We start from the raw sequence: 15,405 nt of genomic DNA, 5'->3' as shown, positions 1-15,405 counted from the left end.
GCGGCGCCGGAGACCCCCGGCGCGGAAGCGAACTGTAACATTTCCCCGGGTGGCGACAACTCGGCGTGACCGGCTGTTGGGAAACTTGCGGCACACGAGAACGTTACACATCTGCAGATAGGCAGCGATCTGCATCACAGCACGGAGGCGGCGCGATGGCACAAGTGAAGAAGATCCTACTGGTCGATGACGAGGACGACCTGCGCGAGGCGCTGAGCGAACAGCTGGTCATGACCGAGGATTTCGACGTGTTCGAGGCCGCAAACGGCCACGACGCCATGGCGCAGGTCAAGGCCGGTCTGTTCGATCTCGTGATCCTCGATGTCGGCCTGCCCGACACCGACGGGCGCGAGCTGTGCCGGGTGATGCGCAAGCAGGGCGTCAAATGCCCGATCATCATGCTGACCGGCCATGACAGCGACAGCGACACCATCCTCGGCCTCGACGCGGGCGCGAACGACTACATCACCAAGCCGTTCAAGTTCCCGGTGCTGCTGGCGCGCATCCGCGCCCAGCTTCGGACGCACGAGCAGTCCGAGGACGCGGTGTTCCAGCTCGGGCCCTACAGCTTCCGGCCCGCGCAGAAGCTTCTCGTCACCGAGGACGACCGCAAGGTGCGGCTGACCGAGAAGGAGACGAACATCCTCAAGTTCCTCTACCGCGCCTCGGAAGGCGTGGTGCCGCGCGACGTGCTGCTGCACGAGGTGTGGGGCTACAACGCGGGCGTCACCACCCACACGCTCGAGACCCACATCTACCGGCTGCGCCAGAAGATCGAGCCCGATCCCTCGAACGCGCGGCTGCTGGTCACCGAATCCGGCGGATATCGGCTGGTCGCCTGAACCGCGCGCGTTTTGCGGGGAACCTCCCCGCAGGACGCGCGTTCCGCCGCCGAAGCCCCTGATGGCGGGGTCATGCCATCACCTCCCTGTTGGACTTGCGCCGGGCCTCTGGCCCGGCCTTTTTTTGCCCGTGACGCGGCGAAGCCCCTGTGGTGTGAGGCGGACGCGGCCTAGACTGGGGCCGAGCCGCCGCAGGAGGAGCCGCCATGATCACCCGCATCGCCCTCCTTCTCGCCCTGCTCGCCGCGCCCGCCGCGCAGGCGCAGGGCCGGACCGAGACGCTCCGGGTCGAGAACCGCTCGGGCATCGTGCTGGTGCGGCTCTTCGCCTCGCCGGTCACGGACGAGTACTGGCGCGACGATCTCCTGGGCGAATACGTCCTGCCCTCGGGCCAGAGCGCCGACGTCACCATCCGCAATGTCGGCGAATGCCTCTACGACCTGCTGATGATGTTCGAGGATGGCGACGTGATCGCGGGGCAGGTCGATGTCTGCACCGCCACGCGCTACACGATCCGGCCCTGAGGCAGGGGGGCGGGCGCCACGGGTGGCGTCCGGGCAGGTAAGGCATTAGTCAGGCGCGGCCCGCAACGGAGACCGCCCATGCCCTTCACCCTCGCCACCTGGAACATCAACTCGGTCCGCCTGCGCGAGACGCTGGTTGCGCGGCTCTTGCAGGAGGAGGGGCCCGACGTGCTCTGCCTGCAGGAATGCAAGAGCCCGGTCGAGAAGATCCCGCTCGAGGCGTTCCGGGCGCTGGGCTACGACCACATGATCGCGCGCGGCCAGAAGGGCTACAACGGCGTCGCGATCCTGTCGCGCCTGCCGATCGAGGAGGTCGCGGCGCATGACCACGCGCAGCTTGGCCATGCCCGCCACATCGCCGGCCGGCTCGAGAACGGCGTGACGATCCACAACTTCTACGTCCCGGCCGGCGGCGACGAGCCGGACCGCGAGAAGAACGAGAAGTTCGGCCAGAAGCTCGACTACCTCACCCACATGCGCGACGACTTCCATGCCAACCGGCCCGAGCGCGCGATCCTCGTGGGCGACCTCAACATCGCGCCGCGCGAGGACGACGTCTGGAGCCACAAGCAGCTCCTGAAGGTCGTGAGCCACACGCCGATCGAGGTCGAGCATCTCGCGCAGGTGCAGGACAGCGGCTCTTGGGTCGACGTGACCCGTCAGGACATCCCCGAGGGGCAGCTCTATTCGTGGTGGTCCTACCGGGCGAAGGACTGGGAGGCCGCCGATCGCGGCCGCAGGCTCGACCATGTCTGGGCCACGCCCGACATCGCCGGGGCCGCGCATGGCAGCCGCATCCTCAAGGCGGTGCGCGGCTGGGAGAAGCCCTCCGACCACGCGCCGGTCTTCGCCAGCTTCGACCTCTGAGCTTTCGCCCTTGGCGCGGCCCGGCCGCGTCCACATATAGTCCGTTCAGGACACAGCCCGCCCCGCCGGGCCGCAATTCAACGACAGGAGCCCAAAATGCTCGGCCTTCAGGACAGTTCCGCCGCCCCCGGCCCCGCCGCCGATCTCGTCATCGACGGCTCGGACGCCACCTTCATGCAGGACGTGGTCGAGGCCTCGAAGACGGTGCCGGTGATCGTCGACTTCTGGGCGACCTGGTGCGGGCCCTGCAAGACGCTCGGCCCGGCGCTCGAGGCGGCGGTGCAGAAGGCCGGCGGCAAGGTGAAGATGGTCAAGATCGACGTCGACCGGAACCAGGCCTATGCCGGCCAGCTGCAGGTCCAGTCGATCCCCACCGTCTACGCCTTCTGGCAGGGCCAGCCGGTCGACGGCTTCCAGGGCGCGCTGCCGGGCTCCGAGATCGAGAAGTTCGTGAACAAGCTCGTAGCACTTGGCGGCGGCGAGGAGGATGGCGGGCTCGCCGAGGCGGTCGAGGCGGCCGAGACCATGCTGGGCGAGGGTGACGCCGAGGGCGCGATCGAGGTGTTCCAGGCGATCCTGCAGGAGGACGGCAGGAACGCCGCCGCCTATGCGGGGCTGGTGCGCGCGCATCTGGCGCTCGACCGGGTGGACGAGGCCGAGGCGATCCTGAACGGCGCGCCCGCCGACATCGCCCGCACCCCCGAGCTCGACGCCGCGCATGCCCAGATCGCGCTGGCGCGGCAGGCCTCGGCCGCCGGCCCCGTGGCCGAGCTGCGCGCCAAGGTGGAAGCCGACCCGGCCGACCTGCAGGCCCGCTACGACCTCGCCACGGCGCTGCACGCCAAGGGCGAGACCGCCGAGGCGGTGGACGAGCTGCTGGAGATCTTCCGCCGCGACCGCGAGTGGAACGAGGCCGCCGCGAAGACCCAGCTCTTCACCATCTTCGAGGCACTTCCGGCCAAGGACCCCGTGGCGCTGTCCGGGCGGCGCCGGTTGTCCTCGATGATATTTGCCTGACCGTCCGGCCACGCTAGGTCGCCGGACATGATCACAAGCGCGGACCTCCCCGATACGATCCCCGTGTTCCCCCTGCCGGGGGCGCTGCTCTTGCCGCGCGCCCGGTTGCCCCTGCACATCTTCGAGCCGCGCTACCTCGCCATGCTCGAGGACGTGATGAAGACGCCGGAACGGCTGATCGGGATGATCCAGCCCCATGAGGGCCCCGACAACCGGCTGCAGGCCATCGGCTGCGCCGGCCGGCTCACCGCATTCTCGGAGACCGAGGACGGGCGCTACATGATCACGCTCTCGGGCGTGTCGCGCTTCCGGGTGCGCAAGGAGGTGGACGGCTTCACCCCCTACCGCCGCTGCGAGGTGAGCTGGGAGGGTTTCGCCCGCGACCTCGGCCCGGTCGAGACCGATCCGGGCCTGAACCGCGACAGCTTCCTCAAGCTCCTGGCGCGCTTCTTCGAGGAGCGCGGCCTCTCGACCGACTGGGAAAGCCTGAACGAAGCCGAGGACGAGCTTCTGATCAACTCGCTGTCGATGCTCTGCCCCTTCGACAGCGAGGAGCGCCAGGCGCTGCTCGAGGCGCCGGACCTGTCGAACCGGCGCGAAAGCCTCGTGGCGCTGATCGAGTTCGCCCTGCACGGGGGCGGCCCGGGCGAGGAGATGATGCAATGAGCGACGATCCCGACCTGCCGCCCGACAGCCCGCCGCCGGTGCCGCCGCTCGATCCGATCCCCGAGCCCGACCCCGATCCGCGCGCCGGGCGCGCCGCCTTCGACCGGCGGATGCTCGAGGCGCTGGTCTGCCCGCAGACGCAAGGCCCGCTGAGCTACGATGCCGAGCGGCAGGAGCTGGTCAGCCGGGCCGCGAACCTCGCCTTCCCGATCCGCGGCGGCATCCCGGTGATGCTGGCCGACGAGGCGCGTACGCTGGACTAGGCCGGGGTGCCCGCCGGGGACCCCAGCGCGTCAGCGCATCAGTTCCGGCAGCTCGCCCGTCAGCCCCGCCGCTTCGCGGATCATCGCCCGGCGCAGCGGCGCCACGGCGTTGATGGCGCCCATGCCGGCGTCGCGGGCCAGCCGCAGGAGCGGGTTGTCGTTCGAAAACAGCCGCGTCGTGAAATCGGTCGTCGCCGCCAGCGTCGCGGTGTCGAAGCGCCGCCAGCGCGCGTAGCGCTCGAGCACCGGCCCGGTGCCGACATCCTCGCCGCGCCGCCGCGCCTCGCCCAGCACCTGCGCCAGCGCCGCGACGTCGCGCAGGCCCGCGTTCAGCCCTTGCCCCGCCACCGGGTGCAGCCCGTGCGCCGCGTCGCCCACCAGCGCGACGCGCGCCGCGACGAAGCGCTCGGCGAGGCTGAGGCCCAAGGGGTGCAGCCCCCGCGCGCCCTCGAGCCGGATCTGCCCGAGGAAGTTGCCGAAGGCCGGGCGCAGCGCCGCGAGAAAGGCCTCGTCGGGGCCGGCCACGATCTTCTCGGCCCGCTCGGTCCGTTCGCTCCAGACCACCGAGGAGCGGTTGCCCTTCAGCGGCAGGATCGCCAGCGGCCCGCCGGGCATGAAGAACTGGTGAGCGACGCCCTTGTGCGGCAGCTCGTGCGCCACGGTGCAGGTGATCGCGCTCTGGCCGTAGCCGTGGCCGGCGCGGCGGATGCCGGCGCGGGTGGCGGTGCCGCTCTGCCGGCCGTCGCAGCCCGCCAGCAGCAGCCCCGTGAGCCGCTCGCCCGAATCGAGCGTCACCGTGACGCCGCCGGGGCCGGCCTCCTGCGCCACCACACGGACCGGGGCCTTCAGCGTCACCCCCTCGGCCGCGCCCAGCGCCTCGGCCAGCGCGGCGCGCAGGTGCCGGTCCTCGACCATGTGGCCCATCGGGCCGTTCTCGATCTCGGCCGAATCGAAATGCAGCATGCCGCGCGCCGGGCCTTCGCCGGCGCGGCCGTCGGTGACCTTGATCTCGGCCATCTCCTGCGCGTCGGGGGCGAGCGCCGCCCAGAGCCCGAGCCGCGCCAGCATCCGGCGCGAGCCGGCGGCGATGGCATAGGCGCGGCTGGCGGCGGCCGACGCGTCCGCCTCGGGCGGCGCCGCGTCGATCAGGGTCACGGTGAAGCCCGCCCGCGCCAGCGCGAGCGCGAGCACCGGGCCGTTCAGCCCGCCGCCGGTGATCAGGATGTCGCTGTCTCGGTTCATGGCGCTGACTATGGGGCCGGGGGCGGGATTGTCCATGCGCCGCACCGCCGCTAGCGTCGCAGGCGCGAGACGGGCAGGGGGACGCGATGACCGATTGGCGGCGGATGACGGCGGCGGCGCTGGGGCAGGGCATCGGCGCGGGCGAGATCGACCCGGTGGAGCTGACCGAGCATTTCCTCGACGCGATCGATGCGCATCCCGACGGCGCCCGTATCTACGCCCGCACCACGCCAGACCGCGCGCTGGCCGAGGCTGCGTCGGCGCGCGAACGCGCCCGGCTCGGGCTGCGACGCGGCCCGCTCGACGGCGTGCCGGTAAGCTGGAAGGATCTCTTCGACAGCGCCGGGGTCGAGACCGGGGCCGGGACGCGGCTGATGGCGGGCCGGGTGCCCGGGAGCGATGCCGAGATCCTGCGCCGGGCGACGGCGGCGGGCCTCGTCTGCCTCGGCAAGACCCACATGACCGAGATCGCCTTCTCGGGGCTGGGGCTGAACCCGCGCACCGCGACGCCGCCCAACATCTTCGACCCGGAGACCGCGCCGGGCGGCTCCTCCTCGGGTGCCGCGGCCTCGGTGGCGCATGGCCTCGCGCCGGTGGCGATCGGCTCGGACACCGGCGGTTCGATCCGGGTGCCGTCGGTCTGGAACGGCCTCGTCGGGCTGAAGCCCACCCATGGCGCGCTGCCGATGCAGGGCGCGGTGCCGCTCTGCACCAGCTTCGACACCGCCGGGCCGCTGGCGCGGACGGTCGCGGACGGGGTGCTGGCGCTGGAGGCGCTGGGCGGCCCCGCGGCCGATCTGCGCGGCGCATCGCTTTCGGGCGCGCGGCTCCTGGTGATCGACACGGTCGTCACCGAGGATTTCGACCCGGCGGTGTCGCGCGGCTTCGACGCGGCGCTGTCGCGGCTCGACGGCGAGGGGGCGGAGATCGTGCGCCGCGCGCATCCGCCGCTCGAGGAGGCCTACGCGCTGTCGGGCCCGCTCTACACCGCCGAGGCCTGGGCCTGGTGGCGCGAACGGATCGAGGCCGCGCCCGACACGCTCTACCCGCCGATTCTCGACCGCGTCCGGGCCGGGCGCGACGTGTCCGCCGCCGACTGGATCGCCGGCTGGGACCGGCTGCGCGCGCTGCGCGCGGGCTTCCGCGCCGCCACGGCGAGCTTCGACGCGGTGATCTGCCCCGGCGTGGCGATCCGGCCGCCCAAGGTCCAGCCGCTGCTCGATGATTCGGAGGCGTTCCGTCTCACCAACCTCAAGACGCTGCGCAACACGCGGCTCGCCAACCTGATGGGGCTGTGCTCGGCGGCGCTTCCGGCGGGCGATCCGGGCTGCGGCGTGCTGCTGAACGGGCCGGCGGGGGCCGATAGGCGGCTCTGGCGGCTCGCGGCGGCGGTCGAGGCGGCCTTGGCCTGAAAGCCACAAGACCGGCGGGGGCGGGGCGAAAGCTGGACATCGCTCTGCCCGCGCGGGTAGTTTCGTGGCAAAACGGGGCAGCCACGACCCCGGATCATGAGGCAGCGATGGATTTCCCCGAGCGGTTCTCGGACCTACCGGAGTATGCGTTTCCGCGTCTGCGGGCGCTGCTCGATTCGCACGCGCCCGGCGGCGCGCCGCTTGCCATGACCATCGGCGAGCCGCAGCACCGCTACCCGGACTGGGTCGCCCCCACCATCGCCGAGGCGGCGGCGGGATTCGGCAAGTACCCGGTCAACGAGGGCAGCGAGATGCTGCTCGGCGCGATCTCGGGCTGGATCGGCCGGCGCTACGGCGTCGCGGCCGCGCCCGAGCGGCTCCTGGCGCTGAACGGCACCCGCGAGGGGCTCTACAACGCCGCCATGGCGCTCTGCCCCGAGACCAAGGCCGGCGCGCGGCCGCTGGTGCTGATGCCCAACCCCTTCTACCAGGTCTACGCGGTGGCCGCGCTTTCGGTCGGGGCCGAGCCGGTCTACCTGCCGGCGACGCGCGAGACCGGCTTCCTGCCCGATCTCGACGCGATTCCCGCGAAGACGCTCGACCGCACGGCGATCTTCTACCTCTGCTCGCCCTCGAACCCGCAGGGCGCGGTGGCCTCGGAAGCCTATCTGAAGCGGCTCATGGATCTGGCCGAGCGGCACGATTTCCGGGTCTTCGCCGACGAGTGCTATTCCGAGATCTGGCGCACCGCGCCGCCGCCGGGCGCGCTTGCCGTGGCCGAGGCGATGGGCGCGGACCCCGAGCGGCTGGTGGTGTTCAACTCGCTGTCGAAGCGCTCGAACCTGCCGGGTCTGCGCGCGGGCTTCGCGGCCTCGGGCCCCGAATCGACCCGCCGGATGCGGCAGCTTCGGAACTATGCCGGCGCGCCGCTGCCGCTGCCCTTGCAGGCGGTCGCCGCGAAGGCGTGGTCGGATGAGGCGCATGTCGACGAGAACCGCGCGCTCTACGCCGCGAAATACGACATCGCCGACCGTGTGCTGGGCGGCGTTCCGGGCTACGCCGCGCCCGAGGCCGGCTTCTTCTTGTGGCTGCCGGTCGATGACGGCGAGGCGGCGGCGCTGAAGCTGTGGCGCGAGACCGGCGTGCGGGTGCTGCCCGGCGCCTATCTCGGTCGCGACGTCGGCGGCGAGAATCCGGGGAACGGCTATGTCAGGGTCGCCATGGTGGCCCCGGCGGACGACATGCAGCGCGGGCTCGAGACGCTCCGCGGCTGTCTCTACGACTGAGAAGGACGAGGGGACGATGGCGTATCAGACGAGGGGGCGCGAGCCTTTGCTCGACAGCAACATGCAGGCGGCGCTGGAAAAGCGCGGCAAGGAGCTGCTCGGCCTGGCGCTGATCGCGGTCGGACTGATGGTGGCGATGCTGATCGGCTCCTACCACCCCGACGATCCGAACTGGATGCTGGCCTCCGACGCGCCGGTGCAGAACTGGCTCGGCCGCTTCGGCGCCTCGGTGGCGCAGCCGATCGTGATGATCGTCGGCCGCGGCGCGTGGATGCTGCCGCTGGTCTTCCTGGTCTGGGGCGCGCGCCTGGCGCTGCACCGCGGTGACGAGAAGGCGGTCTCGCGGCTGATGTTCGCGCCGATGGTGGTCGCGCTCGCGGCGGTGTTTTGCGCCACGCTTACCCCGCCGGACGGCTGGAGCCACAGCTTCGGGCTGGGCGGTCTGTTCGGCGACACGGTGCTGGGCGTGCTGCTGACCATGCTGCCCTTCGGTGCGGGCTTCGCGGTGAACCTGCTGGCGATGCTGCTGGGCCTGGGCGTGCTGGCGGCCGGGGCCTTCGTGACCGGCTTCACCCGCGACGAAACCCGCGGGCTTGGCCGCCTGCTGCTTCTGGGGCTGGTCTTCGCCTATGCGCTCGGCCTGCGGCTGATGGGCCGGGGCGCCTCGGTGTCGATGCGCGCCGCCGACGTGCTGCGCGCCCGGATCGGCGACGGGATCGAGGCCCGGCGCGACCAGATGCGGCGCGACCGCGCCTGGCAGGACGAGGAAGAGGCCGCGATGCGCGCCGTGCCCGAGCCGAGCCAGGCCCAGCGCGTGGCCGCCGCGGTGCGCGCCTCCGCCGCCCGCCGCCTCGCCGCGGCCAGCGCCGCGATGGCCCCCGCCCCGAAGGCCGAGGCCGAGGACGATGCGCTGATCGACGATGGCTGGGAGGCCGAGCCCGCCCCCGCCGCGCCGCGGATGCCGCCACCGCCGCCGCCGGGCCAGGGCCTGGTGCGGCGCGCCGCCATGCCGCCCGCGCCCGAGCCGATCGAGGAGGATCTCGACTGGGCCGAGGAGCCGTACGAGCCGGAGGAGGCCGTCGAGGCCCCCGCCCGCCGCCTGCCGCCGGCACCGCCGAGCACCCTGGCCGCGCCGCCGCGCCCGGACCGGGCCGAGGAGCCCGCGGGCGGGCTGCTGTCGCGGGTGCTGCGGCGCACCGAGACGCGCGCCGAGCCGCGCGGCCTGCCGCAGGCCGAGCTGCCCGAGCCGCCGCTCACCGCCGCCGCCGCCCGCGCCGAGCGGCCCGATGACGACCGGATCCGCTCGCGCATCTCGGACGCGATCCGCGCGCGCACCGGGTCGGGCGCGGCGATGCCGCCGTTCCAGAACGGCCGGATCGAGCCCTCGCTGACGCAGGGCCGCGGCCCCAAGCCGCTGATGATCTCCAAGACGCCGCGCACCGTCGCGGGGGCCGGTCTCGCCGCCGCGGGCGCGGGGCTGGCCGCGGCCGGCCAGGCGCTGGTCGGCGCACCGCGCGCCGCCGCCGAGCCGCCGCGCGCCGAGCCGCCCCTGAGCCGCGACGCGGCGCCGGGGCACGACCTGTTCGGCACGCCCCCGGCCCCCGAGGAGACGCTGATCGAGGAGCCGCAGGCCGAGGAGCACTACGCCCCCGACGCGGCCTTCGCGGCCGCCGAGGAAAACTGGGGCGAGCCGCAGTCGGACTGGGACGCGGCCGCCGATCTCGATGCCGAATGGGCCGAGCCGGAGCCCGAAGCCGAGCCCGCGCCGCAGCCCGCCCCGGCGGCGCCCGTCGCGCCGCGCGCCGCCGCGCCGCTGGTGGCGCAGCGGGCCGAGCCCGCCGCACCCGCGCCGCGCGTGCCCGCGCCCGAGGCATCGCGGCCGCAGCCCGCCCCGGCCGCCCAGCCCGCCCCCCAGCCGGCCCCGCAGGCGCCGCAGCCGCGCGCCACGGAGGCCCCGGACGCCCCGGCGGCGGTGAACCGTGCCGCGCCGCAGCCCGCCGAGGCGCCGCGCGCCGCGCCCGAGGTACCGGCGCAGAGCTGGCCGGACTACGAGTACCCGCCGATCGACCTTCTGGCCGATCCGGGTTCGATCCAGCGCCATCACCTGCCCGACGCGCAGCTCGAGGAGAACGCCCGCCGGCTCGAGGGCGTGCTCGAGGATTACGGCGTGAAGGGCGAGATCGTCAGCGTCCGCCCCGGCCCGGTGGTGACGATGTACGAACTCGAGCCCGCGCCGGGCCTCAAGGCCAGCCGGGTGATCGGCCTCGCCGACGACATCGCGCGCTCAATGACGGCGCTCTCGGCGCGGGTCTCGACCGTGCCGGGCCGCTCGGTGATCGGCATCGAGCTGCCCAATTCCAACCGCGAGATGGTGGTGCTGCGCGAGATCCTCTCGGCGCGCGACTACTCGGACCAGCAGATGAAGCTGCCCTTGGCGCTCGGCAAGGATATCGGCGGCGAGCCGGTGATCGCCAACCTCGCCAAGATGCCCCACCTGCTGATCGCCGGCACCACCGGCTCGGGCAAGTCGGTGGCGATCAACACCATGATCCTGTCGCTGCTCTACAAGCTGACGCCCGAGGAATGCCGGCTGATCATGATCGACCCGAAGATGCTGGAACTCAGCGTCTATGACGGCATCCCGCACCTGCTCTCGCCCGTCGTGACCGACCCCAAGAAGGCGGTCGTCGCCCTGAAATGGGTCGTGGGCGAGATGGAGGAGCGCTATCGCAAGATGTCGAAGATGGGCGTGCGCAACATCGACGGCTACAACGGCCGGGTGAAGGAGGCGCTGTCGAAGGGCGAGATGTTCTCGCGCACCGTGCAGACCGGCTTCGACGACGAGACCGGCGACCCGATCTTCGAGACCGAGGAGTTCCAGCCCGAGCTTCTGCCCTACATCGTCGTCATCGTCGACGAGATGGCCGACCTGATGATGGTGGCGGGCAAGGAGATCGAGGCCTGCATCCAGCGGCTGGCGCAGATGGCGCGGGCGAGCGGAATCCACCTGATCATGGCCACGCAGCGCCCCTCGGTCGACGTCATCACCGGTACCATCAAGGCCAACTTCCCGACCCGGATCTCCTTCTCGGTCACCTCGAAGATCGACAGCCGCACCATCCTGGGCGAGCAGGGGGCCGAACAGCTCCTTGGCATGGGCGACATGCTCTACATGGCGGGCGGCTCGCGCATCACCCGCCTGCATGGCCCGTTCTGCTCGGACGAGGAGGTCGAGGAGATCGTCACCTACCTCAAGGGCTTCGGCCCGCCGGACTATGTCGGCGGCGTGATCGAGGGACCCGACGAGGAGAAGAGCAGCGACATCGACGCGGTGCTCGGCCTGTCGGGCGGCGGCTCATCGACCTCCGGCTCGGACGGCGAGGACGCGCTCTACGACCAGGCGGTGCAGATCGTCGCCAAGGACCGCAAATGCTCGACCTCCTACATCCAGCGCAAGCTGGCGATCGGCTACAACAAGGCGGCACGGCTGGTCGAACAGATGGAGGACCAGGGCGTGGTCTCGGCCGCCAACCACGTGGGCAAGCGCGAGGTGCTGGTGCCCGAACCGCATTGACGTCGCCGTGAGGGGGCTTCCCCCTCGCGTGATTTCAAGGGCTTAAGCCCCCTGCCCCGCCGGGCAGGGGGCTTTTCATGGCCCGGTCATCGGCTTGCGGCGGGCGCGATATCGCCTAGCGGCGGACAATCGGCCATGCCGGTCCTATATCGAGTACCGAGGGCCCGTTCCGGGGCCGCAACACTAAGGACCAAGCGAGAATGACCATGATCCGACGCAGCTTCCTCGCCTCCCTCGCCGCCGCCGGTCTCGCGCTGGCGGCGCAGCCGGCGCTGGCGCGGCAGCTTTCGCTGGGCGAGATCTCCAGCTACCTCAACCAGCTGCAGACCGGGACCGCGGGCTTCACCCAGATCAACGGCGACGGCTCGATCCAGACCGGGCAGATGTACATCAAGCGCCCCGGCCGAATCCGCTTCGAATATGCCGGCGACCGCTCGATGATGATCGCCGGCGGCGGGCAGGTGGCGGTGTTCGACGCCCGCTCCAACACCGGACCCGAGCGCTACCCGCTCAACCAGACCCCGCTCAGCATCATCCTCGAGCGCAACGTCGATCTCGGCCGCGCCGGGATGGTGACCGGCCACACCTCCGACGGCACCACCACCACGGTGACCGCGCAGGACCCGGCCCGGGCCGAGATGGGCTCGATCCAGATGGTCTTCACCGCCGACCCGGTCGAGCTGCGGCAATGGGTGGTGACCGACGATGCCGGGCAGAAGACCACCGTGGTGCTGAACGACCTGCGTTCCGGGGTCGGGATCTCCGACCGGCAGTTCAACATCCAGGCCGAGATGAGCGACTGGTGAGCTGACCCAACGGCCTACATCCCAAGGGCGAGTTTCCACATCCGCCTTCCGGCCGCATGCTGAAAGGGCCGCCCCAGCCGGGCGGCCCTTTCTACGAGATGTGTCATGGCCCGGGATCTCACCGAGCCGCCGCGGCCGCCGTGGCGGATGTCGCCACCCGAGGATGCCGGGCCGGACCCGCCGGTCCGGGGTCCGGTGCCGCGCATCTCCGGGCTGCCGGCGGGCTGGGGCGTCACGGCCGCCCGCTGCCTCTACTGGACGGGGTTGCTGCGCGGTCGCGAGCGACCGCGCAGGCCGCCCGAGCGGTGAGGCTCAGCGCTTGCCGCAGGCGCGCAGCTGGCTGTCGTAGAGCAGCGTGCGCCGCGCCAGCTTGTCGGAGACGTCGATCAGCCAGCCCTTGGACTTCCAGGTGCCGCGCCGGAAGCCCGCGCGCCCGTCGTGATAGGCGAGGTACTGGTTGCGCGTGTCGTAGAGCGGGATGCCCAGCTCGCGCTGGGTGCCGGTCATGTACCAGCCCATGAAGTTGGTGGCGTGGTGGATGTTGTCGCGCTTGTGCCGCCAGCCGCCTTCCTGCTCGAGATACTCCTCCCAGGTGCCGTCGAGCGCCTGGCTGTAGCCATAGGCCGAGGATTGCCGCCCCACCGGTATCACGCCGAGCTTCCACTGGAACGGCGTGCGCGCGTTGCCGACGAACTTGCTCTCCTGGTAGATGATCGCCATCTGGACCGGGACCGGCACGCCCCATTTGCGCTCGGTCTTCTTGAAGGCCCGCAGGTAGTCGGGATGCTGGCGCACGATGCTGCAGGCGTCGTCCAGCTCGCGCGGGGCGGCGAAGTCGCGCGGCCCGCAGCTCGCCAGCAACGCCAGCAGAATCATGGTGCGAAAGAGTCTGCTCATCTGCCCCTCGCGTTTCTGGTTTTTTCGCGGGTTTGCCACCCGCGTTTGAGGCGAGCCTAGCCGAAGCCGCGCGGGCTGGGAACAGGGGGCGGGGGCTCAGGCGATCACGATTGCCAGGATGAGCGGCAAAGCGACCACCGACATCAGGGTCGAGGCCACCACGAGCCCGGCCACCGCCTGCGCGTCGGCGCCGTATTTCTCGGCCAGCAGGTAGGAGGTGACGGCCACCGGCGTGGAGATCTGCAGCACCAGCACCGCGAAGGCCACGGGGCCGAGGCCGAAGGCCGCCCCCGCCGCCGCCGCGATCAGCGCGCAGGCCAGCACCTTGATCGCCGACAGCAGGCTCGCCCGGGCCAGCATCCCCGGCCGCAGCCGCGCCACCGCCACGCCCAGCGTCACCAGCATCAAGGGGATCGCCATCTGCCCCACGAGATCGAGCGTGTTGGTGACGAATCGCGGCGTCTGCCAGCCCTGCCACAGGAACAGCGCGCCGCCGAGCGTGCCCCAGACCAAGGGCTCGCGCAGCACCCGGCCGAGCGAGCCGCGCCCGGCGACCAGCCAGATCCCGAAGGTGAAGGAGCCGATCGCCATCACCGCGAAGACCACCACCGCGTAGCCGAACCCCTCCTCGCCGAAGGCGAAGAGCGCCAGAGGCAGGCCGAGATTGCCGGTGTTGCCGAAGATGAGCGGTGCCAGATAGGTCGGCAGGTCCAGCCGTCCGAGCGCCAGCACCGCGAGGAACAGCAGCGACAGCGCGGCGTAGCTCGCGAAGGCGGCCATCGAGAGGCCGGCCAGCGCGGCGGGCTCGATCTCGGTCTGCATGAGGGCCACGAAGATCAGGCAGGGGATCGAGACCGTCATGGTCAGGCGGGTGACGAAGGGGATGTCGTAGGCGAAGCCCAGCCGCACCCAGACATAGCCGATCAGGCCGAGCAGGAAGACGGGCGCGGTGATCTCCAGCACTGTCAGGGCAAGGTTCACGGACTGTTTCTCCCCATCTTGACCCCCCCGCATGGACCTGTAGGGGGCGTTGCGGGTAATACTGGTGGAAAGGATGGTCTGCCATGCTGAAGACGCGCGCGAAATATGCCCTCGGTCAGGTGGTGCGCCACCGCAATCATCCGTTCCGCGGCGTGGTGTTCGATGTCGATGCGACCTTCTCGAACACCGAGGAATGGTATCAGGCGATCCCCGAGGACAGCCGGCCGCACAAGCAGCAGCCCTATTACCACCTGCTCGCCGAGAACGAGCAGAGCTACTACGTGGCCTATGTTTCCGAACAGAATCTCGTGGCCGACCATTCCGGCGAGCCGGTCGACCACCCCGATCTCGACGACCTCTTCGGCCCGTTCGAGGACGGCCACTACCCGCTGCAGGTCCAGCTGAACTGAGCCCGTGGGCGGCCCCCGGTCCCGGCTTGCGGTCGGGCTCGGACGGCGCGAGAACGGGGCGAATCCATCCGCTCCGGAGACCCCATGACACTTCCCAGAGACGAGTTGCGCGCGCGAATCGTCGCCCTGACCGAGGGCGAAACCGATGCCGTGGCGCTGATGGCCACCATGGCCTGCGAGCTGCACCACGCCGATGACCGCTTCGACTGGACCGGCTTCTACCGCGTCACGGAGCCCGGCCTGCTGAAGATCGGCCCCTATCAGGGCGGCCATGGCTGCCTCGTGATCCCGTTCGATCGCGGCGTGTGCGGGGCCGCGGCACGGACCGGCGAAACCCAGCTGGTGCCGGATGTCGAGGCGTTTCCCGGCCATATCGCCTGCTCCTCCTCGACCCGCTCCGAACTGGTGCTGCCGGTGCGCGATGCCGGCGGTGCCGTGATCGGCGTGCTCGACATCGACAGCGACCGCCCCGACGCCTTCGACGCGACGGACGCGGCATTCCTGGAAGATCTTCTGCAAACCGTGTTTGCCAAGGTACAATCGCAACCGTGATGGCCGAGAAACGAGTCCGGTGATTGCGCATCTCCGGGGATTCTGGCCAGAAGACGTTGTGACCTG

Annotated in this window: 16 protein-coding genes; 13 read left to right on the top strand and 3 right to left on the bottom strand. The window is 71.3% G+C overall.

What is annotated here, in order from left to right; genetic code table 11:
- Positions 1–155 precede the first annotated feature (155 nt).
- The 6 genes from BLT43_RS07635 to BLT43_RS19335 all read left to right on the top strand — a co-directional run bounded on the left by BLT43_RS07635 (position 156) and on the right by BLT43_RS19335 (position 4,179).
- Positions 156–842 (top strand): response regulator transcription factor, encoded by a 687-nt coding sequence (locus BLT43_RS07635; RefSeq protein ID WP_090111612.1) that lies wholly within the window; start codon positions 156–158, stop codon positions 840–842.
- A gap of 206 nt (positions 843–1,048) precedes the next feature.
- Positions 1,049–1,366: a hypothetical protein gene (locus BLT43_RS07630; RefSeq protein WP_090111610.1), complete on the top strand. Its 318-nt coding sequence runs from the start codon at positions 1,049–1,051 to the stop codon at positions 1,364–1,366.
- A 78-nt stretch (positions 1,367–1,444) separates the two neighbouring features.
- Positions 1,445–2,233, top strand: a complete 789-nt coding sequence (locus BLT43_RS07625) for an exodeoxyribonuclease III (RefSeq protein WP_090111608.1) — start codon at positions 1,445–1,447, stop codon at positions 2,231–2,233.
- A gap of 96 nt (positions 2,234–2,329) precedes the next feature.
- A complete protein-coding gene (gene trxA / locus BLT43_RS07620) occupies positions 2,330–3,250 on the top strand; it encodes a thioredoxin (RefSeq protein WP_090111606.1) in 921 nt (306 codons plus the stop codon).
- A gap of 27 nt (positions 3,251–3,277) precedes the next feature.
- Complete coding sequence (locus BLT43_RS07615; protein ID WP_090111604.1) at positions 3,278–3,916, top strand: LON peptidase substrate-binding domain-containing protein; 639 nt, start codon at positions 3,278–3,280, stop codon at positions 3,914–3,916.
- A gap of 110 nt (positions 3,917–4,026) precedes the next feature.
- On the top strand, positions 4,027–4,179 hold the full coding sequence (locus BLT43_RS19335) for a Trm112 family protein (protein WP_110559014.1): 153 nt from the start codon (positions 4,027–4,029) through the stop codon (positions 4,177–4,179).
- A 30-nt stretch (positions 4,180–4,209) separates the two neighbouring features.
- On the opposite strand, the gene BLT43_RS07605 is transcribed toward BLT43_RS19335, so the two are convergent.
- Positions 4,210–5,421 (bottom strand): UbiH/UbiF/VisC/COQ6 family ubiquinone biosynthesis hydroxylase, encoded by a 1,212-nt coding sequence (locus BLT43_RS07605; RefSeq protein WP_207497457.1) that lies wholly within the window; start codon positions 5,419–5,421, stop codon positions 4,210–4,212.
- An 86-nt stretch (positions 5,422–5,507) separates the two neighbouring features.
- On the opposite strand from BLT43_RS07605, the gene BLT43_RS07600 reads away from it, so the two are divergent.
- The 5 genes from BLT43_RS07600 to BLT43_RS18890 all read left to right on the top strand — a co-directional run bounded on the left by BLT43_RS07600 (position 5,508) and on the right by BLT43_RS18890 (position 12,808).
- Positions 5,508–6,833 (top strand): amidase, encoded by a 1,326-nt coding sequence (locus BLT43_RS07600; RefSeq protein WP_090111598.1) that lies wholly within the window; start codon positions 5,508–5,510, stop codon positions 6,831–6,833.
- A 107-nt stretch (positions 6,834–6,940) separates the two neighbouring features.
- The gene (locus tag BLT43_RS07595) at positions 6,941–8,119 is read left to right on the top strand and encodes an aminotransferase class I/II-fold pyridoxal phosphate-dependent enzyme (protein WP_090111596.1); all 1,179 of its coding nucleotides are present in this window, start codon (positions 6,941–6,943) and stop codon (positions 8,117–8,119) included.
- Between the two features lie 16 nt (positions 8,120–8,135).
- The gene (locus BLT43_RS07590; protein ID WP_090111594.1) at positions 8,136–11,693 is read left to right on the top strand and encodes a DNA translocase FtsK; all 3,558 of its coding nucleotides are present in this window, start codon (positions 8,136–8,138) and stop codon (positions 11,691–11,693) included.
- Between the two features lie 200 nt (positions 11,694–11,893).
- Entirely contained in the window at positions 11,894–12,499 is a 606-nt protein-coding gene (locus BLT43_RS07585) for a LolA family protein (protein WP_090111592.1), read from the top strand.
- A 105-nt stretch (positions 12,500–12,604) separates the two neighbouring features.
- Positions 12,605–12,808: a hypothetical protein gene (locus BLT43_RS18890; protein ID WP_131802633.1), complete on the top strand. Its 204-nt coding sequence runs from the start codon at positions 12,605–12,607 to the stop codon at positions 12,806–12,808.
- Between the two features lie 3 nt (positions 12,809–12,811).
- Here BLT43_RS18890 and BLT43_RS07580 read toward each other — a convergent pair whose 3' ends face one another.
- Both BLT43_RS07580 and BLT43_RS07575 read right to left on the bottom strand, forming a co-directional pair.
- Positions 12,812–13,396 (bottom strand): transglycosylase SLT domain-containing protein, encoded by a 585-nt coding sequence (locus BLT43_RS07580; protein WP_165612568.1) that lies wholly within the window; start codon positions 13,394–13,396, stop codon positions 12,812–12,814.
- Between the two features lie 96 nt (positions 13,397–13,492).
- Entirely contained in the window at positions 13,493–14,377 is an 885-nt protein-coding gene (locus BLT43_RS07575; protein WP_090111589.1) for an AEC family transporter, read from the bottom strand.
- A gap of 83 nt (positions 14,378–14,460) precedes the next feature.
- On the opposite strand from BLT43_RS07575, the gene hspQ reads away from it, so the two are divergent.
- Positions 14,461–14,787, top strand: coding sequence for a heat shock protein HspQ (gene hspQ, locus BLT43_RS07570; RefSeq protein WP_090111587.1), 327 nt, complete (start codon positions 14,461–14,463; stop codon positions 14,785–14,787).
- Between the two features lie 84 nt (positions 14,788–14,871).
- Positions 14,872–15,339, top strand: coding sequence for a GAF domain-containing protein (locus tag BLT43_RS07565; RefSeq protein ID WP_090111585.1), 468 nt, complete (start codon positions 14,872–14,874; stop codon positions 15,337–15,339).
- Positions 15,340–15,405: the final 66 nt, after the last annotated feature.

The sequence above is a fragment of the Limimaricola pyoseonensis genome (genome assembly GCF_900102015.1).
In the GTDB taxonomy this organism is placed as follows: domain Bacteria; phylum Pseudomonadota; class Alphaproteobacteria; order Rhodobacterales; family Rhodobacteraceae; genus Limimaricola; species Limimaricola pyoseonensis.
This window is presented reverse-complemented; position numbering and strand designations above follow the sequence as displayed.